15 protein-coding genes, 1 tRNA gene and 1 pseudogene are annotated in these 22,055 nt (G+C 58.7%); 9 read left to right on the top strand and 8 right to left on the bottom strand.

Annotated elements, in window-relative coordinates; translation table 11 throughout:
• The first annotated feature begins 78 nt into the window (after positions 1-78).
• Positions 79-549 (top strand): thioredoxin-dependent thiol peroxidase, encoded by a 471-nt coding sequence (bcp, locus tag HY011_30465; GenBank protein MBI3427272.1) that lies wholly within the window; start codon positions 79-81, stop codon positions 547-549.
• 375 nt (positions 550-924) lie between these two features.
• A complete protein-coding gene (locus HY011_30460; protein ID MBI3427271.1) occupies positions 925-4,047 on the top strand; it encodes a hypothetical protein in 3,123 nt (1,040 codons plus the stop codon).
• A 209-nt stretch (positions 4,048-4,256) separates the two neighbouring features.
• Here HY011_30460 and HY011_30455 read toward each other — a convergent pair whose 3' ends face one another.
• Complete coding sequence (locus HY011_30455) at positions 4,257-4,646, bottom strand: hypothetical protein (GenBank protein MBI3427270.1); 390 nt, start codon at positions 4,644-4,646, stop codon at positions 4,257-4,259.
• Between the two features lie 233 nt (positions 4,647-4,879).
• On the opposite strand from HY011_30455, the gene HY011_30450 reads away from it, so the two are divergent.
• Together HY011_30450 and HY011_30445 are read left to right on the top strand one after the other, a co-directional pair.
• A complete protein-coding gene (locus HY011_30450; protein MBI3427269.1) occupies positions 4,880-5,989 on the top strand; it encodes a sugar phosphate isomerase/epimerase in 1,110 nt (369 codons plus the stop codon).
• Positions 5,990-6,090: 101 nt separating this feature from the next.
• A tRNA-Glu gene (locus HY011_30445) sits at positions 6,091-6,165 on the top strand.
• 285 nt (positions 6,166-6,450) lie between these two features.
• Here HY011_30445 and HY011_30440 read toward each other — a convergent pair.
• Both HY011_30440 and HY011_30435 read right to left on the bottom strand, forming a co-directional pair.
• Positions 6,451-6,774, bottom strand: coding sequence for a hypothetical protein (locus HY011_30440; protein MBI3427268.1), 324 nt, complete (start codon positions 6,772-6,774; stop codon positions 6,451-6,453).
• A 99-nt stretch (positions 6,775-6,873) separates the two neighbouring features.
• Positions 6,874-7,161, bottom strand: coding sequence for a hypothetical protein (locus HY011_30435; GenBank protein MBI3427267.1), 288 nt, complete (start codon positions 7,159-7,161; stop codon positions 6,874-6,876).
• Between the two features lie 606 nt (positions 7,162-7,767).
• On the opposite strand from HY011_30435, the gene HY011_30430 reads away from it, so the two are divergent.
• From HY011_30430 to HY011_30415, 4 genes are all read left to right on the top strand, one after another.
• Positions 7,768-9,240: a circularly permuted type 2 ATP-grasp protein gene (locus HY011_30430; GenBank protein MBI3427266.1), complete on the top strand. Its 1,473-nt coding sequence runs from the start codon at positions 7,768-7,770 to the stop codon at positions 9,238-9,240.
• A gap of 176 nt (positions 9,241-9,416) precedes the next feature.
• Positions 9,417-10,376, top strand: a complete 960-nt coding sequence (locus HY011_30425; protein ID MBI3427265.1) for an alpha-E domain-containing protein — start codon at positions 9,417-9,419, stop codon at positions 10,374-10,376.
• 63 nt (positions 10,377-10,439) lie between these two features.
• Positions 10,440-11,384, top strand: coding sequence for a transglutaminase family protein (locus HY011_30420; GenBank protein ID MBI3427264.1), 945 nt, complete (start codon positions 10,440-10,442; stop codon positions 11,382-11,384).
• A 625-nt stretch (positions 11,385-12,009) separates the two neighbouring features.
• Positions 12,010-14,823, top strand: a complete 2,814-nt coding sequence (locus tag HY011_30415; protein ID MBI3427263.1) for a hypothetical protein — start codon at positions 12,010-12,012, stop codon at positions 14,821-14,823.
• A gap of 100 nt (positions 14,824-14,923) precedes the next feature.
• On the opposite strand, the gene HY011_30410 is transcribed toward HY011_30415, so the two are convergent.
• Both HY011_30410 and HY011_30405 read right to left on the bottom strand, forming a co-directional pair.
• A complete protein-coding gene (locus HY011_30410; protein ID MBI3427262.1) occupies positions 14,924-16,717 on the bottom strand; it encodes a TolC family protein in 1,794 nt (597 codons plus the stop codon).
• Complete coding sequence (locus HY011_30405; protein MBI3427261.1) at positions 16,714-17,673, bottom strand: ornithine cyclodeaminase family protein; 960 nt, start codon at positions 17,671-17,673, stop codon at positions 16,714-16,716. Before HY011_30405 ends, HY011_30410 begins: the two co-directional genes overlap by 4 nt.
• Before the next feature lie 174 nt (positions 17,674-17,847).
• Between HY011_30405 and HY011_30400 the strand changes: the two genes are divergently transcribed.
• Positions 17,848-18,036, top strand: coding sequence for a hypothetical protein (locus HY011_30400; protein ID MBI3427260.1), 189 nt, complete (start codon positions 17,848-17,850; stop codon positions 18,034-18,036).
• A gap of 57 nt (positions 18,037-18,093) precedes the next feature.
• Here HY011_30400 and HY011_30395 read toward each other — a convergent pair whose 3' ends face one another.
• The 3 genes and pseudogenes from HY011_30395 to HY011_30385 all read right to left on the bottom strand — a co-directional run bounded on the left by HY011_30395 (position 18,094) and on the right by HY011_30385 (position 22,048).
• Positions 18,094-18,447 (bottom strand): XisI protein, encoded by a 354-nt coding sequence (locus tag HY011_30395; GenBank protein MBI3427259.1) that lies wholly within the window; start codon positions 18,445-18,447, stop codon positions 18,094-18,096.
• A pseudogene (locus tag HY011_30390) lies at positions 18,435-18,850 on the bottom strand (XisH family protein). The gene HY011_30395 and the pseudogene HY011_30390 overlap by 13 nt, the downstream one beginning before the upstream one ends.
• A gap of 9 nt (positions 18,851-18,859) precedes the next feature.
• Positions 18,860-22,048 (bottom strand): efflux RND transporter permease subunit, encoded by a 3,189-nt coding sequence (locus HY011_30385; GenBank protein MBI3427258.1) that lies wholly within the window; start codon positions 22,046-22,048, stop codon positions 18,860-18,862.
• Positions 22,049-22,055 lie beyond the last annotated feature (7 nt).

Below are 22,055 nucleotides of genomic sequence, written 5' to 3'. Positions count from 1 at the left end.
GTGTAGGGCAGGTTCTCAACCTGCCCAATCGTGGGCAGATTGAGAACCTGCCCTACAGATTTTTTAGGGGGACACCAAATGGCAAGCGAACTCAAGGTCGGCAGCAAAGCGCCCGCCTTCAGTCTGAAAAACACCGACGGGCAGACGGTCAAGCTGGCCGACTTCAAAGGCAAAAAAGTCGTGCTGTATTTTTATCCCAAAGACGACACGCCCGGTTGCACGAAAGAGGCGTGCAGCTTCCGCGACAATTACGCCGCGTTACAAAAGCGCGGTGTGGTGGTCTTGGGCGTCAGCGCCGATGACCAAAAGGCGCATCAGAAATTCACCGCGAAATATGGGCTGCCGTTCACGCTCTTGTCAGACCCCGAACATACGATGCTCGAAAAGTACCACGCCTGGGTTGAGAAAAGTCTATACGGCAGGAAGTACATGGGCATTGCGCGCATCACCTACATCATTGACGAAGAGGGCAAGATCGCGCACATCTTCAGCAAAGTGAAACCGGAGACGCACAGCCAGGATGTGTTGGCAGTCATTGACGCGCTATGACTGTGGGGATGGGCTTGCCCACGCAGACACACGAAGGGGCACGAAGAAATAGGAGTCTTGAAATCCTACTTCGTGTCCTTTCGTTTGTCTGCGTGGGCGATTTCTTTTTCCGGTAATGGCTCAAAGAGGAGAGGTCTTGCCGCAGATGAACGCTGAAAAACGCTGCTCAACCTTGTTACCCAAGCGGATTGATCGGCGTGCTCCGCGTTGATCTGCGGCTTGGCTCTCCCCTTGACCCCCTACCCTTTTTCCTATGCGCGGTGGCGCGTCTCGGCGTTTTGCGGTACTTATTCCACTATGCCGTTCCGGTTACGCACAAGTAGGTTCGCCTTTTTCTGGCTGGCGTTGTTCGCCGCGTGCGTTGGCGCGGAGCAATTGCCGCTCAAGTTGTACACGACTGCCGACGGGCTGACGCACGATAACGTGCTGGAGATCGTGCGCGATTCACGGGGCTTTCTCTGGTTTTGCACGTTGGATGGCTTGTCGCGCTTTGATGGGTACCGCTTTGTCAATTACGGCGTCAAAGACGGCTTGCCGCACGCAACGGTCAACGATCTGGTCGAGAGCCGCAACGGTGCGTTCTGGCTGGCGACCTACGCCGGGGTCACACGCTTCACGCCTGCCCGCAATGCGCGGACGAGCGCGGGCTTTTTCACCACCTATCCGATCAACGCCAGCAACCCGGTGTTGCGCGTCGTCACGCTGTATGAAGACGCGCAAGGTACGCTTTGGATCGGCACGACCAACGGCGTGTACCGCTTGCCCGCGCAAAGCGCCCAGGTTGTTTTTGAGCGCGTCGAGTTGCGCATTCCCGGCCATAGTGAAGACACCATCGAAGTTTCGCGCATTCGCGGCGATGCCGAAGGCAGCATCTGGATCGGCACGAATTACGGCTTGACGCGCCTGCTGCCGGATGGACGGCGCAAACATTACCGCATTCGACCCAGCGAAAACATGGATATGGTCTGGACGCTGCTCTGCGATCCGCAGGGCCGCATCTGGATCGCGCATTATTCCGGCCTGTTGATTTTCAAACCCGAACCCGCCGCCCTGGCAAATGAAAAGCCCGGCTCATTGGGAACTGCATCAACCGGCGACAACCTCGCCAATGGCCGCGTGCTGTTGCCCGAAAAAGCGGGCGAAGTGCGCTGGTACACGACGAAAGACGGCTTGGTTGATCCGAACATCCGCGCATTCCAGCAAGCCGCGTCGGGCAGCATCTGGCTGGGCACACGCAGCGGCGCGCTCAGCCGGTTTGATGGCGGGCGTTTTTCCAACTACACCGAAGGCCTCACGCGGCGTGTGACGGCGCTAGCCGAAGACGAAGCGGGCAACCTCTGGATTGGCTCACGCAGCAGCGGCGTGACACGCGTGGCGCGCTACGGCATGGTGACCTTTCGGCAGGAAGACGGCTTGGCCATCAACGACGTGATGCAGATTTTTGCCGACCGCCACGGCACGCTGACGGTCATCAGCAACGCCTGGTACATCAACCAGGAAAACAGGCAAGAAAATCGGCAAGAACAGCGGCCCGCCAGCACGCCACTCGGCAGCGCGCGGTTTCATTCGGTGACGTTGAATCTGCCCAAACAGCTCAGCGAATCCAGCGTCGGCAACCGCGAGATGGTCGAGGACGCAGCGGGCGACTGGTGGATCAGCAGCGGCGCGGGCGTCGCGCGCTTTTCCGGCATCCAGGAATTGGCCGATCTGGGGCGCGTGCAACCGCGCGTTTATACCACTCGCGATGGTTTGGCCGACGACAACGTCAATCGCATCTTTGCCGATGCGCGCGGCGACATCTGGGTCAGTTCCTATCATCCGCCGACTACGCTGGCCCGTTGGGAGCGTGCGTCGAACGCCTGGCATCGTTACGGCGAAGCCGAGGGCCTGCCACCCAATAACTGGGTCAACCGTTTCACCGAAGATCGCGCCGGCAATGTCTGGCTGGGTATGCACAACGGCGGTTTGGTGCGTTGGCGCAACCAGCGCTTTGAATACTTCGGACAAGCAGCCGGTGTGCCGCTTGAATTGGTGCAGGGCGTCAACCTGGATCGCAGCGGGCGTTTGTGGGCGGGCACCAAGGGGCGCGGCGCGGTGCGTTGTGATGACCCTACCGCCGACCAGCCGCGCTTCACACAGTACACGGCGGCCCAGGGCCTGGCGAGCGATGTCGTTTGGTATGTGGTCGAAGATCGCTGGGGCCGCGTTTATATCGCGCACGCGCGCGGCGTGGATCGCCTGGAACTGAGCACCGGGCGCATTCACCATTTCACCGAAGACGATGGCTTGGCGCGTGGCGAAGTGCTGGCGGCGTTTGCCGATCAAAGCGGCGCGCTCTGGTTCGCCAGTCGCGAAGGGCTGTCGTTGATGATTCCCGCCGAACACGACGAGGTGGCACCGCCACCAGACGTGGTGATCAGCGGGTTGCGCGTGGCCGGACAACCGCAGGCTGTAGCCGAATTAGGCCAACGCGAATTTCACGGACTGCGGCTGGAGCCGAATCAAAATCAACTCGAACTCGATTTCTTTGGCGTGAATTTCGCCCTGGGCGCGCCGCCGCGTTACCAGTATAAATTTGAGGGCTACAACCCTGATTGGAGTTCTCCTAGCGAGCAACGCACCGTCGCCGCCCATCTCACGCCCGGCAGTTACCGCTTCCTGGTGCGCGCGGTGAATGCCGCTGGTCAGGTCAGCTCCGCACCCGCTAGCATTAGCTTCACAATTTTGCGGCCCTTCTGGCAACGCTGGTGGTTTATCGCAGTGGGGCTGGCGTTGTTGAGCGCCACCGCCATTTTCGCCAACCGCTATCACATCAATCGGCTGCTGGAAATCGAACGTGTGCGCACGCGCATCGCCACCGATTTGCACGACGACATCGGCGCCAGTTTGTCGCGCATGGCCATCCTCAGCGAGGCCGTGAAGCAGACCCAAGGTCAACCGAATGGGCAGCAGGCGCAAGCGACCGTGATGCTGACGGAGATTGCCGATTCGGCGCGTGGGCTGGTGGATTCGATGAGCGATCTGGTGTGGGCAATTGATCCGCGCCGCGATGATTTGCAGCAGGTCATTGCGCGCGCGCGCCAGTTCGCGGCGGATGTCTTTGAAGTGCAAGGCGTCCATTGGAGCTTCACCGCCCCGCCTGACATTGCGCAAATCAAACTCGATCCCGACCGCCGCCGCCATCTTTTTTTGATTCTCAAAGAAGCTATCAACAACGCGGCCAAATATGCCGCCTGCCAAAACTTTTCTATCAACCTCGAATTGACGCCCCAACAACTGACCGCCGACATTCGCGATGATGGCTGCGGCTTTGACTATCAACTCTCGGCGGCGGAGTTGGCTGTAGGCAGCCCCCTCACTGTGCTGAGCCGGACGCGCGGCGGAAACGGTCTAAAAAATATGCAGGCGCGCGCGGCGGAACTCGGCGGCAGCTTGAAGATAGATTCCGCCCAGGGGCAGGGCACACGCTTGCGGCTGACAGTGCCGCTGAAGAAATAAGCCGAACCTGGGTACGCACCGCTTCCAGTGTACCGGGCTGCTTGAAAGAACGCTTGGATTTGACTGTCGCCCCGGCCAAGCCTGCATGCTGCCACCAAAAAAACTGAGCCACAAAGTGACGCCGAAACCGCGAAGAAAGGCTACAGCAGCATCTTCTTGGTTTCTGTGTCACTTCGTGGCAGAAAGTTTTTTCGAGCTTTCCCGGCGGATTATTTGGCGCGCTTGGCGGTGAATTCGACCGGTGGCCGTGCTTGACCACCCGGTGCGCCTTCGGTGGAGCGGGTGAATTTGATTTCATCGCCGGCCAGTTTGCCTTTGAAGACCTGCTTGATACTGTTGCCGTTGAACTCACGCACGACCGTAAAAGAGATGTCATTCCCTTCGACTTTGCCGTCAGAAATCGCCGTGTCACCTTGTTGGCCCGACACCGTGCCCGTCAGCTTGCTGCCTTCAGCTTTGAAGGTCATGGTCATGGTTTGCATGGCGCCTTGGCGGCCAGGAACTTCTGCCGTCCACTTGCCGTTGACGTCGGCGGCCCATGCGACCGTCAGCAAAGCCAGGACGAAGCAGGCGGACAGAGATGCAATTCGCGTTTTCATTGAAAATTCTCCTTGTTGAAATCTGGGTTGAAATCAGGGTTATTGGTGTTGAGGGACTCACCCCCCTAGCACTAGCATAGACGTCGAGGCCCCGCAGATTGATACAGAAATTCGCGGCCCACCCTCGGCAAGCTTTTCAGGATCAACTATACTGCGCGCGCGCAACGCGCCCTTTCTCCTGGATAAGGTCTTGAAGGCGCGGCGCAAACTCCCGAGCGAACATCACTACAGGCATGAAAAACGCGATACCACGCCGCCAGTTTATCCAATCTATGACTGCCGCCTCCCTGACTGCCGTTTCTGGCTCGGTCGTCTCGGGCGCGGCGCAAAAGAATCCCATGCAAACAACCAAGAAACGCAATTTGAAACTGGGCTTTGACAATTTCGCCATCCGCGCCTTTGGCTGGAAGGCGCCGCAACTGCTCGATTACGCGGCCACGTTAAAGGTGGATACCGTGCTCTTTTCCGACCTCGACGTGTATGAGAACCACAGCGAAGCCTATCTGAAAGACATCAAGAAAAAAGCCGACGATCTGGGCATCGAAGTGCAGGCCGGAACGGGCAGCATTTGCCCGTCGGCCAAAAGCTTCAACAAGAAATACGGCACATCCGAAGAACATCTGGCCTTGCTGATTCGCGTCGCGCAAACGCTGGGTTCGCGTGTGGCGCGTTGCTACCAGGGCACCTTCGACGACCGCCTGTTGCCCGGCGGCTTGGAGGCGCGCTGGCAGGATACGATCAAGGTTTGCCACGCCGTGCGTATGCGTGCCTTGGATGCGGGCGTGAAAATCGCCATCGAAAATCATGCGGGCGACATGCAAGCCTGGGAATTGGTGAATCTGATCGAAGCCTGTGGCCGCGATTTCGTCGGCGCGACGCTCGATTCCGGCAATGCCGCCTGGACGCTGGAAGACCCGCTGCACAATCTGGAAATCCTGGGGCCTTATGCGGCCACGACCGGCATACGCGATTCGATGATTTGGGAAACGCCCGAGGGTGCGTCAGTGATGTGGATGGCGATGGGCGATGGGTTGGTGGATTGGCCGAAATACTTCGACCGCTTTGCGCAACTGTGCCCCGGCGTTGCGGTGCAACTCGAAATCATTTCTGGCGGCATTCGCCCGTTCCCTTATCAGCAAGCGGATTTCTGGACGCCTTACCACGACATCCGCGCGCAGGAGTTCTTGGGCTTCACTCAGCTCGCCAAACGCGGCCAGGCGCGCGCGCCATTCAAGGTCCCGGCGGGGCAGGAGCGGCGCGTGGCCGAACAGGAATATCAAAAGGCGGAGTTGGAAAAGAGCCTCAAGTATTGCCGCGAAGTGCTGGGGTTGGGGCTTAAGTGATAGCCCTGAAAATCTTTTGCCCGCTGGCTTGACGCCATAGGGTTCGGTCAGTAATATCGCGCCTTCGTTTTTGCGGCTTAGCTTGTTCTTTCATTTTCGTTGACCCGTTCGTCTAGCCCGGTCCAGGACATCGCCCTTTCACGGCGGTAACACGGGTTCAAATCCCGTACGGGTCGTCTTCACTTAAAAGCACTTGCCAGTTCATTGCTGGCAAGTGCTTTTTCGTTGGGCTGCGGTCGGTGCAGGTTTATTTGGAGATTAAGTAGCTAGTACTCCATCAAGCTGTAAGTGATGGATGCTGAGAGCGCATCCGGGATGTAGGGCGGGATTTAATCCCGCCCTACATCCCTCATTTTCAGCTTGATGGAGTACTAGTAGGCGATGAAGGCTGCCGCGAATAAAAAAGGCCCGCCGCCAATTGAATTGGCGGCGGGCCTTTTTTCGTGGAAACATTTATTGTGTTAGCGATAACGCCAGAAGTTACCGAACCGATCATAATAGCCAACCGCTTGGAACTGTCCGAAGCGGTCATAATAGCCCACGATACGATTGCCACCGCGGCTTTGATAACGAAGCCGCCGCTGCCAGTCCAGTTGCCGATAACGCCGCAATTCCCAGCGTTCCTGTTGACGATCCAATCGTTCGGCCTGACGTTCTACCTGTTCTTCGCGCCGTTCTTGCCGACGATGCCAGCGATCTTGCGCCAGCGCGTTGCTTGGAACAAGCCCCGTTAGCGCGCCTGTTAAGAGCACCGATCCCACTACTTGCGTTAATTGTCGTTTCATAAGTCCTCCTCATTGCATCTGCCTGGTCTTTCTTCCAGGGGCACTAACTACAGAGCAGTTGCCGTGCCACCTGGCATTGATGCGACCGAGCATTTGCCATTAACGACGTCTTCTATGCTTTTTGTATTTGTACACGCCATACCCACCGGCAGCCCCCGCGCCCGCGCCAATCAGCGCGCCTTTCCTGCCGCCGATCAGTGCGCCACCCACGGCGCCGATGGCGGTACTCACGGCAATGTTCTTGGTTTTGCTCGGACGCCGTCGCCGCCGTTGCGCTTCTGCGCTCGGCGCAAGCGTCGCCAGCAGAAAGACGACCGCGAGCAATACCGTCGCCAGTTTCTTGAGCTTAATTGAATGAAACATGTTTGAATCCCTCCTGGATTTCATGCGGTGAGAGCAGTGTTCACAGGTGTATCTTCACCCGCCATTTTTTGCTTCATTGTTGGTTTTCCATACATTCGTCACTCACATAAAGTCCGTAATTTGTGGCTGCGCGATGTGCGCGCGACGTTTTAATCTCCACTGCGGATTTATGGCAAATGGAGTACCACAAGACAGCTTAGAGCGATTTGCACTTGTCTGCGACCCAGCAAGTTGTAGGGCAGGTTTTCAACCTACCCGTCCGATGCCAGCGTAGGGCAGGTTGAAAACCTGCCCTACGCTGGCATCGCGCGCGGGCCCAGTCGCACGCAACTGCAAACTGCCATAATGGATGTTCACTTGAGGTTGGCGTTCAGCGCGGTTGGTGAAACGCCACGGCGCGGCCAGCCATCCTCTTCGTGACAGGTGCACAAGGCTTTTAGCATTTCAGGGTAGGGCGAGCCTTCCTCTCTCGACGGATAGCCGGGCGATAGGGTATAAAGCCCTCGCAGATCTACTGCTCCATCAATATAAATTGTCGACAACGACGGCAAGCACCACCATACAGCAACGATTTAACTTCCTCCCCTGAAGAGGCACCCTACTGGTGCGCGATACTTTGCGGAGTTTTGCATGGACTCTTCGCTAGTTGCGCAAGGAACGCAGAGGCTTGCTGCGCCTTTCGGCAATTACCAACTCGATGCGGCTTACGACGAGATGTTCGCGGCGGCAACCGAGCCGCGCCCGCAGTACCAACAGCTCTATCATCGTTTGCTGGAATTGCAGCCCGCTGAATTGAAACAGCGGCAGCAACTGGCCGACCTCGCTTTTCTGAATCAGGGCATCACCTTCACCGTCTATGGCAGCGACGAGGGGACGGAGCGCATCTTCCCCTACGATCTGCTGCCGCGCATCATCACGGCGGATGAGTGGACGCAGTTGGAGCGCGGGCTGACCCAGCGCATCACGGCGCTCAACCTCTTTCTGCAAGACCTCTATCACGACGAAAAGATTCTCAAGGACGGCGTCGTGCCGCGCGAACTGGTTTACAGTTGCAAGCATTACCGGCGCGAAATGCGCGGCATCCGCGTGCGGCGCGACATTTACGTTTCTATCGTCGGCACCGATCTGGTGCGTGTGAATGATGGCAGCTTCGCCGTGTTGGAAGACAACCTGCGCGTGCCGAGCGGCGTGTCTTACATGCTCGCCAATCGCGTGGTGATGAAAAAGGTCTATCCGCGCCTGTTTGGCAATTACAACGTCCGCCCGATTGACCATTACGGGCAAGCGTTGCTGGCGACGTTGCGTTCGCTGGCCCCGGCCAATCGGCCCGATCCGACCATCGTATTGCTGACGCCCGGCGTCTTCAATTCGGCGTACTACGAACACACTTTCCTGGCGCGGCAGATGGGCATCGAACTGGTCGAAGGCCGCGACCTGATCGTGCATGACAATGTGGTTTACATGCGCACGACGGCGGGGTTGCGCCGCGTGGACGTGGTTTACCGCCGCGTAGACGATGACTTCCTCGATCCGCTCGCCTTCCGGCCCGATTCGGGGCTGGGCGTGGCGGGCCTTTTCAACGCCTACCGCACAGGCAACGTCTCGCTCGCCAATGCGATTGGCACGGGCGTCGCTGATGACAAGGCGATGTATGCCTATGTGCCCGCGCTCATCAAATACTATTTGAATGAAGACGTGATCTTGCCGAACGTCCACACCTTTTTGCTGAGTGAAGACAAGCAGCGGCAGCACGTGCTGGAAAATCTCGATAAGCTGGTGGTCAAGGCCGTCGGCGAATCGGGCGGCTACGGCATGCTGATCGGGCCGCACAGCACTGCCGCGCAGCGCGAAGAGTTTCGCCAACGCATTCAGGCCGATCCGCGCAATTACATCGCGCAACCGACGCTGGCGCTGTCCCGCGCGGCCTGCTTTATCGAAGGCCGGGTCGAGGCGCGCCACGTGGATTTGCGCCCGTACATTCTCTATGGCGAGCAAGCCACCATCGTACCGGGCGGCCTGACCCGTGTGGCCTTGCGGCGCGGCTCGCTGGTCGTCAATTCCTCGCAAGGCGGGGGCAGTAAAGACACTTGGATTTTATATTGAGGGATTAGGGGCTAGTACTCCATCAAGCTGTAAGTGATGGATGCTGAGAGCGCATCCGGGATGTAGGGCGGGATTAAATCCCGCCCTACATCCCTCATTTTCAGCTTGATGGAGTACTAGGGGCTAGGGGCTAATTAGCTCTAGCTCCTAGCCCCTAATCTCTAGCCTCTAACAACATGCTTTCACGAGTTGCTGACAATCTTTATTGGATGAGCCGTTATTTGGAGCGGGCCGAGCATACGGCGCGCTTGCTCGATCTCAACCTGAGTTTGCTGGATCAGTCGCAGGATGAGGCGAACGAGCGCTGGCAATGGATGCTCAATAGCTTGCGGGTAGCGATGCCGGAAACGTCGCCCTGCGATGTGTATTGCATCACCGAGCACTTGACCTTCAATCTGCGCCAGCAGGATTCGCTGGTCGCCTGCATCACGGCGGCGCGTGAGAACGCCCGGCAGGTGCGCGAACAAATCAGCGAAGAGATGTGGGAGCGGCTGAACCGGCTTTATCTGCGCGCGCGCGAAGCCAAGATGGATGCAATCTACGCCCAGCCGCACGAGTTTTACCGTCCGATCAAAGACGGCTCGCATCTGTTCCAAGGCATCACCGATGCGACGATGAATCACGGTGAGGGCTGGCACTTTATCCAACTGGGACGTTTTATCGAACGCGCGGGCGCGACGGCGACGCTGTTGGATGTGCATTTGCGCGCCTTGCTGGATGCGCCGGAGCAGCCGGAACAGAGCCGCACTGATTACATTTCCTGGGTGTCCTTGTTGAAATCGTGTACGGCGTTTGAGGCGTATTGCCAGGCCTACACGGCGGATTTGAAGTCAGAGCGCATTGCCGAATTTATGTTGCTCAATGCCGAATCCCCGCGCTCCGTGCGCTTTGCCGCCGAACGCGTCGAAGCCGCTTTGCAAGCCATCGCCAAGATTGCCGGCAAAGGCCGGGCGGGCCGTGCCGAACGCCTGGCCGGCAAGTTGCGCGCGACGCTGGGGTTCGCCCAGATGGACGAGATCATCGCCGATAACCTGCACGCCTATCTCGACAACATTCAGCGCCAATGTATGCAGATTCATACTGCCGTGGCGCAACAATACATTTCTTATCCGGTAGAGGTCGCCCTCGCTTCATAGTGGTCAGTGGTCAGTGGTCAGTTGAAACCAAGACCACTGACCACTGACCACTGACCACTGACTATGTTTTATTCCATTCGCCACGTCACGCGGTTTGTATACAGTTCACCCATTACCGAAAGCATCACCGAAGTGCGCATGCAACCGCGCAGTGAGGTTGGGCAACGCTGTTTGAAATTCGACCTGAACACGCAACCGCGCGCGCGCTTGCAAGCCTACGGCGATTTCCTGGGCAATGTCGTGCACCACTTCGACATTCCGGGCAAACATAAAGAACTGAAGATCACGGCGGAAACCACCGTCGAAATGACGCCCGCTGCCGCATTGCCGGACGCCGTCGGACAAGATGTATGGGAGGCCTTGCAACAGGCGAGGAAGCGCGATGAACTCTGGGACTATCTGGCGCCCAGCCCATTCGTCGCGGAAACGCCGCTGTTGTTGGAACTGGCGCATGACTGGCAACTCGATCAGGACGCAGACCCGTTGAGTCTGTTGCGGCGCATCAACACGGCGATTTATGAGCACTTTGATTATGTTCCCAACGCCACCAGCGTGGATTCGCCGATTGATCTCGCGCTGGATGAGCGGCGCGGCGTGTGCCAGGATTTTGCGCACATTATGTTGTCGCTCTTGCGCTGGCGCGGCATCCCGGCGCGTTACGTCAGCGGCTATCTGTATCACGGCGACTACCAAGACCGCTCCGAAGCCAACGCTACTCACGCCTGGGTCGAAGCCTGGTTGCCGGAGTTGGGCTGGATCGGTTTTGATCCAACCAACAATCTGCTGGTCGGTGACCGCCACATTCGCACCGCCGTGGGCCGCGATTACAGCGATGTGCCGCCCACGCGCGGGGTGTTCAAAGGCAATGCCAGCAGTGAACTCAGCGTCGGCGTCCAAGTCGCCCTGGCCGAAGCCCCTTTGCTCGAAACAAAATTGATGCCCGTCGCCACCTGGAGCGCTCCGGCACAAATGGATGACGACTATGCCCAGCAACAGCAGCAGCAATAACTCAAGGATGAAGGATGAGGGATGAAGGATGAATAACAATCAGGACTTACGCAAAAACCAAGCAAGATTGCCACAGAGGCACAGAGACACAGAGCTTTTCTCGCTTGTCAGGAGAGTTCTGGGTCTTGCTCCGTGTCTCTGTGCCTCTGTGGCAAGTTTCTGCGTAAGTCCTGACAATCTTGGTTCATCCTTCATCCCTCATCCCTCTCCTGGCACTGATGCGGTGGGCGTTGGATTCCATCCTGCCTGGAAATAAATTGCGTCTTAGTCCTCAACCCTCATGTTCAAAAGTCGCAGATGTGGTATAAGCCCTTGCGGGCGAGATTCCTCGCAAACGAGCGGAAGTGCAATGATGGTGCCCTGATTGTTTCCGGTGAGCCATGGTGAGCTAGGGTGGGAATTGGTGAACGGTTATCGCTACCGCCGGATAAATCCTCTGAGCCTTCCTTGATGCATTCAGCGAAACAGAACAACTGAATCCAGAACCGGCACTGGTTTTCCCTAAACTGGCGTGTTGCGTTGGCGTTGCATCTTATGCGTCGCGGCGTTCTGTCGCGGCTGCGCAAGGTTCAGCTTGGCGTGTGTCAACGCGTTGCGCCCCGCCAGTTTTCAGAGGAGTACCCAAATGTTGCATCCCAAGGTTGCCCTATCACCGAAGGCCAGGCAGCGCGCTGCCTGGCACTATTCCCTCACAACTTTCCTGCTCTTGCTCTGCGCCGTATGGCTGGTTGGCGCGGACGGGCGCGGGTGGCGCACGGCGGCGCAAATCCCCGCGCGGCAGGCGCGCCCGAATCCTAACCAGTTAGAGGAACCGGCCCGCCGCGAAGTCCGGCTGATGGAATTTGACGCCGTTACCAATGCCGTTACCAATGCCGTCACCAGTGAAAGCCGCGCCGCTGTCCGCCCCAACAGGCGCGGCGGCGCAGGAGTGAGTTTGCGCTGGCGCACGGGTTACGAAGCCGACAATCTGGGCTTCAATCTTTACCGGACGGAAGCCGGTGAGCGCGTGCGGGTCAATCCCACTTTGATTGCTGGTTCGGCCTTGCTGGCGGGCGAACACGGCGTGCTGATGGCGGGGCAATCCTATGCCTGGAACGATGCGCAGGGCGTGGCGGGCGATAGCTATTGGCTCGAAGTCGTGGAACTGAGCGGCGCGACGCGCTGGCATGGCCCGGTTTATGCCACCGGCCAGCAGCCCGCCGCTGCAGACAATGTGGCCCGTGGGAAAGCTGCGGTGAACGCGCGTTTGCTGAGCGAAATCAATGTCGAGGCGCAACCCGACGCCCAGCGTGAGTGGGCCGGCGCGGACACCGCGGAAAGTTCGTGGGGGCTGGCGTTGAATGGTGAACCCAGCGGTTGGCGCGCGGTCGAGACCGGGCAGTGGTTGCAAGCGCAGAACGGCACGGCGGCCTCCATTTGGACAGGAGTGCCCAACGAAAAAGCCGCCAAGCTGGCCGTGCGGAAGCCCGGTTGGTATCGCGTGACGGCGGCGGAGTTGACCGCCATTGGTTTCAATCCGAATGTGAACCCCGCGTGGTTGCGCATGTTCGCCGACGGCAGCGAAGCGCCGATCAAAACCACGGGCAAAGGCAATCGCGTCGAGACGGTGGAGTTTTATGGGCGCGGCAATGATTTGCCTTCGACCGATACGCGCGTGTATTGGCTGGTGGCGAGCACGCTTTCGACCAAGTCGGCGTTGCGCATTGAGGAGCAGCCAGCAAAAACGGCGAGCACGGTCAACGCCACCAGCTACCTTTCAACCATCGAGCGCAAAGACCGCAGCATCTATTTTTCAGGCTTGTTCAACGGCGACGCCGAAAACTGGTTTGGCCCGGTCGTCAGTAACAACGCCATTGTGCAGGCGCTGAATGTGAAAGCGCTCAACCGCGCCGCCGCCGGGCCAGCCCAACTCGAACTGACGTTGCAGGGCGTGACCGGGCAGGCGCACACGGTGCTGGTCGAGATCAACGGGCAAGCCACCGATGCCGTCAATTTCACGGGGCCGACGCGCCAGGTCGCCGCGTTGAGCTTGCCGGTGCGCTGGCTGCTTGAAGGGGACAACGAAATCCGGTTGCTCTCAACCGTCGGCAGCGCTGACATCAGCCTGGTTGAAAGCGTGCGGCTGCGCTATCCGCGCCGCTACGTTGCCGACGCCGATGCTTTGAATTTCAGCTTGAATGCGGGCCAGACGGCCTTCATCAATGGTTTCAGCACGCCGAACATCCGCGTGCTGGAAATCACCGGCGCTGCGCTGGGGGCGCGCGAATTGTTGGTGCGCGTGCAAGCGTCGGGCGCGGGCTTCGGCTTCGCGTTGCAGAGCGAGGCGGGGGGCAGTTATCTGGCGCTGGCCGACAATCAATTGGCACGGGTCGCGGGCCTGACGTTGAATCAGCCGTCGAATTGGCGCGCGCCCCAGAACGGCGCTGAGTTGGTGATCGTGACGCATCGTGATTTTCGCGCTGCCGCCGACCGCCTGGCCACGGCGCGCCGCTTGAGCGGAATTAATGTTGCGGTCGTGGATGTGGAAGACGCCTACGACGAATTCGCCTGCGGCACGCGCACGCCCGCCGCCGTCAAAGACCTGTTGAGTTACGCCCGCGCCAATTGGTCGCGCCAGCCAAAGTACGCGCTGTTTATCGGCGATGCCACACAAGACCCGCGCAATTATCTGGGGCTGGGCGATTTTGATTTTGTGCCGACCAAATTGGGCGCGACCTTTTTCTTTGAAACGGCGCTCGACAACTGGTTCGCGGATGCCGATGGCGACGCCTTGCCGGAATTGGCGCTGGGCCGCTTGCCCGTGCGGACGGCGATGCAAGCCGAGGCGCTGGTCACGAAGCTCGTCAGTTTCAAACCCGCGCTGACGCCGCGCGGCGCGTTGCTGGTTTCCGACCGGGCGCAACCGGGGCTGGATTTTCGGGCCGAGAACGAACGCCTGGCCGCGTTATTGCCGCCGTTGATGGTCAAACAATTCATCAGCCGCGATGACGGCACGGCCGATCAGGTGCGCGGCATGATCGTCAACAGCGTCAATCAGGCAGCGCCGTTGGTGGTCAATTGGCTCGGTCACGGTTCGACCCAATTCTGGACGGGCGATGGCCTGTTGCGTTCGCAAGATGCGCCCGCGCTGACCAACACGGCCAAAGCCCTGTTCGTGATGACGACTTGCCTGAATGGATATTTCATTGACCCCAGCCAGACCGGCCTGAGCGAAGCTGTGTTGGTGGAAAGCAGTGGCGGCGCGTTTGCGACGGTGGGCACCTCGGCGCTGATCTTTCCCGAACCGGCTTTGCTGTTCAATCAGGCGTTGTTTCAGGCGCTGTTTGGCGAAGGCAAAACGCTGGGCGAGGCGATGACGGCGGCGCGTCTCGCCTCTGGCAACGCCGATGTGCGCAACAGCTTTGTGTTGTTTGGCGATCCGACCATGCGGGTACGGTAAAGCAAAGCTGCCGCCGATAAACGCCGAAGACTGCGGATTGATCTTGGCGAATCAAGCCAAGATCAATCCGCAGTCTTCGGCGTTTATCGGCGGCAAAATTCTATTGATTCGGAATCGCCGATTGAATCTCGACGCTGTTGCTGGTGAGCGTCGTCGAAAGCGCCCGCTGCAATTCAGCCACGGCTTTAGTGTAATCGGTCAAGGCGCGCAATTCACGGCCCCGCGCCGCCGACAGCGCATTCTGGCGATCCAGCACCAGGAAGTTGGTGCTCTGGCCCGCGTCGAATTTGCGTTGCTCGCTGGCGTATTGCAGCTCGGCGTTCGTGCGCGAATTCTTGGCCGCTTCGACGCGCTTCTTGGCCGTCTCGACAGCTTGCAGGGCGTTGCGCACTTCGACTTCGATTAGTTGTTCCAGCCGTTGCCGCTGCACTTCGATCTGGCGGCCTTCGGCGAGCGCGTGGCCCAGATTGGCCTGCGCGGTGCGATTGCGCAGCGGCAGGTTGATGCTCACGCCGACGCGGAAGGTGCGGAAATCATTCTTGAACAGATTCGCCAGGCTCTGCCCATAACTGCCGATCAGAAAGCCGGGAATGCCCGAACCGCCCGTCGAAGTCGGGAATAGTGGTATCGGCGGCTTGGTGGTGTCCAACAGATTTACGCGGGTGATGAGGTTGTTGAGATTGGCGTAAAGCAGATCATTCGAAGCCTGGAAAAAGTTCGTCTCGGTGCGCGCGCTGCCGGCCAAGCCGATAGTGCCGTAATTGGCGACCAGATCAATTTGCGGTTTGGTCTGGTTGCGAAAATAGGTGGCGTCAATCTGGTTGATCTCGCCGCGCAATTTGAATTGCTGCATCTCGGGGCGATTGACGCGCGCCAGGCGGACGGCGTCTTCGAGCGGCAGGGAATTACTCGAATCCACCTGCGGCGCTTCGACCGGGATCAACTCGGCCTGCCATTGCCCGCCGCTGCTGGGTTGCAGCATCAAGGTCTTCAGCGCGTTCTCGGCGCGTTGAATGGCGTCGAGCGCGGCTTCGGCCTCGTCGTTGCGGCGCTCCAATTCGACGCGGGCCGAAATGATGTCGGCGGGCGCGAGCGTGCCGGCTTCGACCAGGCGTTCGTTGTGTTTGAGTTGCGTGTCGGCCAGCTCGACCGATTCGCGTTTGATCTCACGGTCGCGGCGCGCAAAGACCAACTCCCAATAGGCGCGTTGCACGGACGCGATGATCTCGATGGCGCGCTGGCGAAACTGGCTGTCCGACAGATCGAGGCGTTTCTTGGCGATCTTGATCTGGCGGCGCGGCGCGTCAATCGTGCGGTTCTTCCACAACGGCTGCGTGAAATTGAAATTGAGCGAGGTGTTGTAAGTCGGATTGAGCGACTGAAACAGGTTTTGCGTCGTGTCGCGGTGATTGTCGAAGGTGCCTTGCAACACGCTGCCTTGCTCCATGAAGCGCTGTGTCAGTCCCGCCGTGCCCGACAGGCTATCGGTGGTCAAGCGTCCGTTTTCGCCGCCCGCCAGAATCGAAGCCACGGGCGTCGTCTGCCGGTTATAAAACAACCCCGTGCTCACCGTCGGATCATAAGCGCCGTAAGCCGCGCGCACCTCGAACTCATTCATCTGCACATTGATCTTTTCGATCTCGATGTCGCGGTTGTTTTCCAGCGCCAGCGTGATGGCCTCGCGCATGGTCAGGTTTTGCCGCTTGGCGCTATCCACGCCGACCCGTTGCTCGGATTTCAAATTCGATATTTGAGATTTGACATTGGCGTCTTGCGCCGCCGCCATCCCTGTTAGGGCGAAGCCCACAGCCAACAAACAAAAAATACGCTCCGCAAGTCTTGCGAAATTGCCAACTGCCAACTGCCAACTGCCAACTGCCAACTGATTTTTCATAGCTCCTTCCCAATCTTTTGTGCAATGGCGTTGCGGTACACGACCGCCGCCGCCGCCACGTCTTCAAGCGCCAGTCCCAGCGATTTGAAGACGGTGATGTCATCATTGTTTTGTCTGCCTTTCAAATTGCCATTTACGACATAACGCAACTCGTGCACGGCTTCCCAATTAAGCATACCTTTTTCAATCGGCACGATCAGTTCGCCCGCTTCGAGATGCGCCTGTTCGACCGAATCGGCGCAGATGAATGCCGCGCGTTTGACTGTCTCGTCATCGAATTCGCGCCGCAAGACCGAATTGGCGCCCGCCGCGTTGACGTGCGCGCCGGGTTGCAACCACGCGCCGTGCAAAACCGGTTCGCGCGCGGTGGTGATGGTGCAAATGATGTCCGCCTCGGCGGCGGCTTCGGGTTGCGTGACCGGCGCGATGTCATCAAGTTGCAATTCGGCTTTCATCTGTGCGCAAAACTGCGCCTGCTTTTCGGGTTTACGGCCATACACCTTGACGCTTTTGATGTTGCGCACTCCGCACACCGCCGCCAGTTGCGACTGGGCTTGCCAACCGGTGCCGTAAAGGCCGACCGTTTGCGCCTCCGGCTTCGCCAGGTATTTCGTCGCCACGCCACTGGCCGCGCCCGTGCGCATTTGGCCGAGCTTGTCGGCTTCGATGAAAGCGAGCAGTTGGCCCGACGTGGCTTCAAACAGATTCACGAAAAAACGATAGCCCTTGGGCGTCACGGTATACGCTTTCATTCCCAGCAAGCCATCGTACCCGCCAATGTTGGCGACCGCGCCGCTCATGACATTCAAGGTGCCGCCGCCCCCGCGCACGCGACGGCGCGGCTGGTTGCTGGCCTGGCCCACGGCGTAGGCTTTGAAGACGGCTTCGACGGCGGCGAGCGTCTCGCCCATCGTCAGCAATTGGGTTACGTCTTGTTCGGTCAAATAGAGAGGCATTTGAAATTCCGCTCAGAAAAAATTCGCGGCACGCTTGAATCCACCCGCCCTGGCTGGGCCGTAGCTGCCAACGAGAAACGAAATTGGTTTAAGCGAACCAAAAAGCCAACGCGCTGCCGGTCAGCCCGTTGGTCGTTGAAAAGAACGAGATACTTTTTTTCAAAAGGAGCTTTTATGTTTTACACGATGATGTTTTGGTTGTTGATGATGAACCCCGCGAACCTGAACCTGATGGCCGACGGTTACGGCCTCGGCGGAGCGCCCGTGCAACGCACCGTGACGGCCAGCGGCTATGCCGTCGGCGGCTCTCCCGTGCAACGCGCAGTGGCGGCCGACGGTTACGGTCTCGGCGGCGTGCGCTAAGCGGTTCAACAACTCAACGGTAAACGAAGCGGCCTGAGCCGCTTTTTTCATTTCCGCTCACGCCACCGCAAAGCCGGTGTAAGGGCGTTTGTAAGGGGCGTGGAAAGCCAGCACGATGTCTTCTTTGGGCACGCCGCGTTCGGTCAGCTCTTTGGCGATGCCGCCCTGAATATCAATTCCATCAGCTTGAATCCAAATCTTGCCGTCTTTGATGTCCAAGTGCAGGGGGCTGCCGTAAACCCTTTTCATGCCATCCCAGCCGACGTGCATGAGTTGGTAATGCCCATTTTCGTGGTCAATCAAAATTTGATCTTCAATCGTTGGTGCGCCAGCGGGCACGTCAAGGGAAAGTTGGTAGTACTGCCGCAGAATCGCTTCAACGATTTTTTGGTAAGCAGTCAATTTATCCATTGCAACACCTCCTGTGTGGCGGGATTGTAAGCCAGCAATTTGATTGCGTATGTCTGCACGGAAATAGCCGCAATCCCAGCTTGGAAAAAGGCTTCATAGGTATCAAGCGGCACCGCCAAGTAGAGCACGCGCTCCGGTTCACGCAGCGCCAGCACGGCGCGATAATTCAAATACTGTCCGACCGCGTAATGAAAGTCATCGAGAAATGATCCGCTCGTAAAGCTTTTGATTTCGACAGCAATTCGCTCGGCTCCGCGCTGTGCCGCCAGCACCCTTTCCGCCGCCAGATCAACGTAGGCTTTTGACCGTCAACCTTGAGAAAAAGCGGATCAGCAGTGATTGTCCAGCCCGCTTGCTCAAGGCTGAGTTTGACTGAATCATGGAAAAGGTCTTTGGCTGGCACCGCACACTCCTACTTACCGAACGTGCCAAGCAACGACGAAACCGCCTCCGCCGTCTTTTGCCGCGCGCCTTCCATCATCCCGCCAAAGAAACCGCTGATCCGCCCCCAGATGGCGGAGTTTTTGGCATCGTCAAAGAGCGAATAGAACACCGGCGTCATCACCAGCGTCAGCAACAGACAGAGCGTTTGCCCGCCGATGACGACCACCGAAGTCGACCGGTTGATGCCCGCGCCCGCGCCTTTGCTGAAAGCGAGCGGCGACATCCCCGCGACAAAAGCAATCGTCGTCATCAGAATCGGACGCAAGCGGTCGCGGCTGGATTGCACTAGCGCTTCGTGCCGTTCCATGCCTTTGGCGCGCAAGCCATTGGCGTGGTCAATCTGCAAGATCGAGTTCTTTTTGACCATGCCGAAGAGCACCAGCAGGCCCAGCATCGTGAACATATTGAAGGCCTGCCCGGTGATGATCAGCGAAAGCAGCGCGAACGGCAGGCTCAACGGCAAGGCCAGCAGCACCGTCACCGGATGGATGAATGATTCGAACTGCGCGGCCAGCACGATGTACATGAAAATAAACGAGAGCAGGAAGGCGAGCAGAAAGCCTTTGCCCGTGCGCGCCAGTTCCTTGCTGTTGCCTGAAACGCCCGCCACATAATCGGGCGGCAAATTCATCGCCTTGACCTCGTTGGCCAGCATGGCGAGCACGGCGCTTTGCGAAAAGCCTTGCCGCAGGTTGGCCGTGATCAGCACCTGCCGCTGCCGCCCCAAGCGCTGAATCTGGGTTGGCCCGGTGGCCTCTTGCAGCTTGACGATGTTGTCCAGCCCCACGCTGCCCACGCGATTGGATGGCACATTGAGTTGGCCGATGCCGCTCGCGTTGGTGCGAAAATCTTCCGCCGCGCGCACGTGCACTTCGTATTGCTCGCCGCCTTCGTTATAGGTCGAGACTTGATCGCCGCCCACCAGCAGGCGCAAGCTTTGTGCGACATCGGAAATGTTCACGCCCAAATCCGCCGCCTTTTGCCGGTCAATGGCCGCGCGCAATTCCGGCTTGCCCAGAATCAGCGAACTGTCCACGTCCACCACACCGGGCGTGGCTTTGAGTTTGTTGAGCAGGCGCGTCGAATACTGGTCGAGCTTTTCCAGATTGGGGCCGCGCAGCACATAGGCAACATCGGCGCTGAAATTGCTGCCGCCGCCGCTAATCGCGGCCACCGGCGCGACCGTGATGCGCAGGTTTTCTGCGTTGAACTTCGGCGAAATCTGATCGCGTACCTGGTTCATGATCTCGAACTGCGAAATCGTGCGCGTGTTGAGCGGCGCCAGGCGCACATAAATTTTCGCTAGATTGGACGTGCGCTGTTGGTCTTCGCCCAGCGTCGTCAGCGTGTAACTGATGTGGCCGAGCTGGCGAATGCTGGCCGCGTAGCGTTGCGCCAAGTCCAGCGTCTTTTGCAGCGAGTCGCCTTCGGGCGCACGCAAATTGACCTCGAACTCGTCCTGGTCATCTTGCGGGAAGAAATTCAGTCCGACAAAACGGCCCAGCACAGCGGGCGAAAGCAGCACCAGCAACGCAATTCCGGTCACGATGACGCGATGATGCAGCGCCAGCGTCAACAACTTCGTATAGCCGCGATCCAGCCAGCGCATAATGAACGAAGATTTTTCGACCTCGTGGGCTGGCGCGCCGGGTTGACTCGGTTCGCCCGCTTTTCGTTTGAGGCGTTTCAACATTCGCGCGCTGAGCATCGGCGTCAGCGTGAAACTGACCAGCAGCGAAACCAGAATCGCAAACGCCATCGTCAGCGAGATGCTTTTGAAGAAGCGGCCTGGAATGCTCTGCATAAAGCCGATGGGCAGAAAGATCACGACCAGCGAAAGCGTCGTCGCCATGACCGCCAAGCCGATTTCCTTCGTCGCCTCAATGGCCGCTTGGAATGGTTCGTAGCCCTTCTCTTCGATGTAGCGGAAGATGTTTTCGAGCACCACAATCGCATCGTCAATCACGATGCCGACCGAAAGCGTCAGCCCCAGCATCGAGGGGCCATTCAACGTGATCCCGGCATATTCCATCGCCGCGAAGGTCGAGATGATCGAAGTCGGAATCGAAATCGCCGCGATGATCGTCGCGCGCAGGTTTTGCATAAACAGCAGCACGACCAGCGCCGCCAGAATCGAACCGATGATCAAGTGTTCGCGGATGGCGTGGAACGAGGCGAGGATGAAGACTGACTGGTCGCGCACGACTTGCACCGTGTAACCGGGCGGCAGGTTCTTCTTCAATTCGTCGAGCCGCGCTTTGATTTCGTTCACCACATCCACCGTGTTGGTGCCCGATTGGCGGCGCACGTTCAACAGCAGCGCGGGCGTGTCATTCAAACGCCCGGCGCTGAGTTCGTCTTCGACGCCGTCTTCGGTGTGACCCAGGTCGGAGATTTTGATCGGGTAGCCGTTGCGGTTCGCGACGACGATGTTGTTGAACTCGGCAGTGGATTGCAGCCGCCCCAGCGTGCGCAGCGTCAACGTGCGATTGCTCTGTTCGATGCGGCCACCGGGGACTTCCAGGTTTTGCCCTTGCAGCGCCTGCGAAACTTGCGCGACGGTCAGGTTGTAAGCGCGCAACTTGTCGCCTTCGAGATAAACGTTCACCTGGCGTTTGCGCCCGCCCAGGATTTGCACCTGGCCGACGCCGTTGACCGATTCGATTTGCCGCCGCAACACCTTGTCGGCGTATTCGGTGATCTCGCGCACGCTGCGATTGGAGGCCACCGAAATCGTCATAATCGGCGAGGCGTCTGGGTCTAGTTTTTCGACCGTCGGCTGATCAATCGTTTGCGGCAATTCGGGGATGACCGTGTTGATTTTGTCGCGCACGTCCTGCGCCGCCGAATCCAGTTCGCGGTTCAGGTCAAAGGTGATGAAAACGAGCGAGACGCCTTCGGACGAAGTCGAGCGCAGGTCTTCAATGCCGCTGATCGTGTTGACGGCCTCTTCGATCTTGTCGGTGATTTCGGTTTCGACTTCTTCGGGAGCCGCGCCGGGCAGCCGCGTGGTCACGGTGATGGTCGGGAATTCGACGCGCGGGAAGCGCTCGACCGTCAGGCGGTTGTAGGAAAAGATGCCCAGCACCACGAGCGTCATTATCAACATCGTGGCGAAGACCGGACGGCGCACACATAATTCGGCTAACTTCTGCATAGCTTCT

Source organism: Acidobacteriota bacterium, assembly GCA_016196035.1.
Classification (GTDB): Bacteria; Acidobacteriota; Blastocatellia; order RBC074; family RBC074; genus JACPYM01.
Note: the sequence above shows the minus strand (reverse complement) of the source record. Positions and strands in the feature narration are given on the sequence as shown.

What these genes read in the sequence shown, in the direction of transcription:
- bcp (MBI3427272.1), top strand. Translation starts at nt 79, where the DNA reads ATGGCAAGCGAACTCAAGGTCGGCAGCAAAGCGCCCGCCTTCAGTCTG.
- HY011_30455 (MBI3427270.1), bottom strand. Translation starts at nt 4,646, where the DNA reads ATGAAAACGCGAATTGCATCTCTGTCCGCCTGCTTCGTCCTGGCTTTG.
- HY011_30450 (MBI3427269.1), top strand. Translation starts at nt 4,880, where the DNA reads ATGAAAAACGCGATACCACGCCGCCAGTTTATCCAATCTATGACTGCC.
- HY011_30440 (MBI3427268.1), bottom strand. Translation starts at nt 6,774, where the DNA reads ATGAAACGACAATTAACGCAAGTAGTGGGATCGGTGCTCTTAACAGGC.
- HY011_30435 (MBI3427267.1), bottom strand. Translation starts at nt 7,161, where the DNA reads ATGAAATCCAGGAGGGATTCAAACATGTTTCATTCAATTAAGCTCAAG.
- HY011_30430 (MBI3427266.1), top strand. Translation starts at nt 7,768, where the DNA reads ATGGACTCTTCGCTAGTTGCGCAAGGAACGCAGAGGCTTGCTGCGCCT.
- HY011_30425 (MBI3427265.1), top strand. Translation starts at nt 9,417, where the DNA reads ATGCTTTCACGAGTTGCTGACAATCTTTATTGGATGAGCCGTTATTTG.
- HY011_30420 (MBI3427264.1), top strand. Translation starts at nt 10,440, where the DNA reads ATGTTTTATTCCATTCGCCACGTCACGCGGTTTGTATACAGTTCACCC.
- HY011_30415 (MBI3427263.1), top strand. Translation starts at nt 12,010, where the DNA reads ATGTTGCATCCCAAGGTTGCCCTATCACCGAAGGCCAGGCAGCGCGCT.
- HY011_30410 (MBI3427262.1), bottom strand. Translation starts at nt 16,717, where the DNA reads ATGAAAAATCAGTTGGCAGTTGGCAGTTGGCAGTTGGCAGTTGGCAAT.
- HY011_30405 (MBI3427261.1), bottom strand. Translation starts at nt 17,673, where the DNA reads ATGCCTCTCTATTTGACCGAACAAGACGTAACCCAATTGCTGACGATG.
- HY011_30400 (MBI3427260.1), top strand. Translation starts at nt 17,848, where the DNA reads ATGTTTTACACGATGATGTTTTGGTTGTTGATGATGAACCCCGCGAAC.
- HY011_30395 (MBI3427259.1), bottom strand. Translation starts at nt 18,447, where the DNA reads ATGGATAAATTGACTGCTTACCAAAAAATCGTTGAAGCGATTCTGCGG.
- HY011_30385 (MBI3427258.1), bottom strand. Translation starts at nt 22,048, where the DNA reads ATGCAGAAGTTAGCCGAATTATGTGTGCGCCGTCCGGTCTTCGCCACG.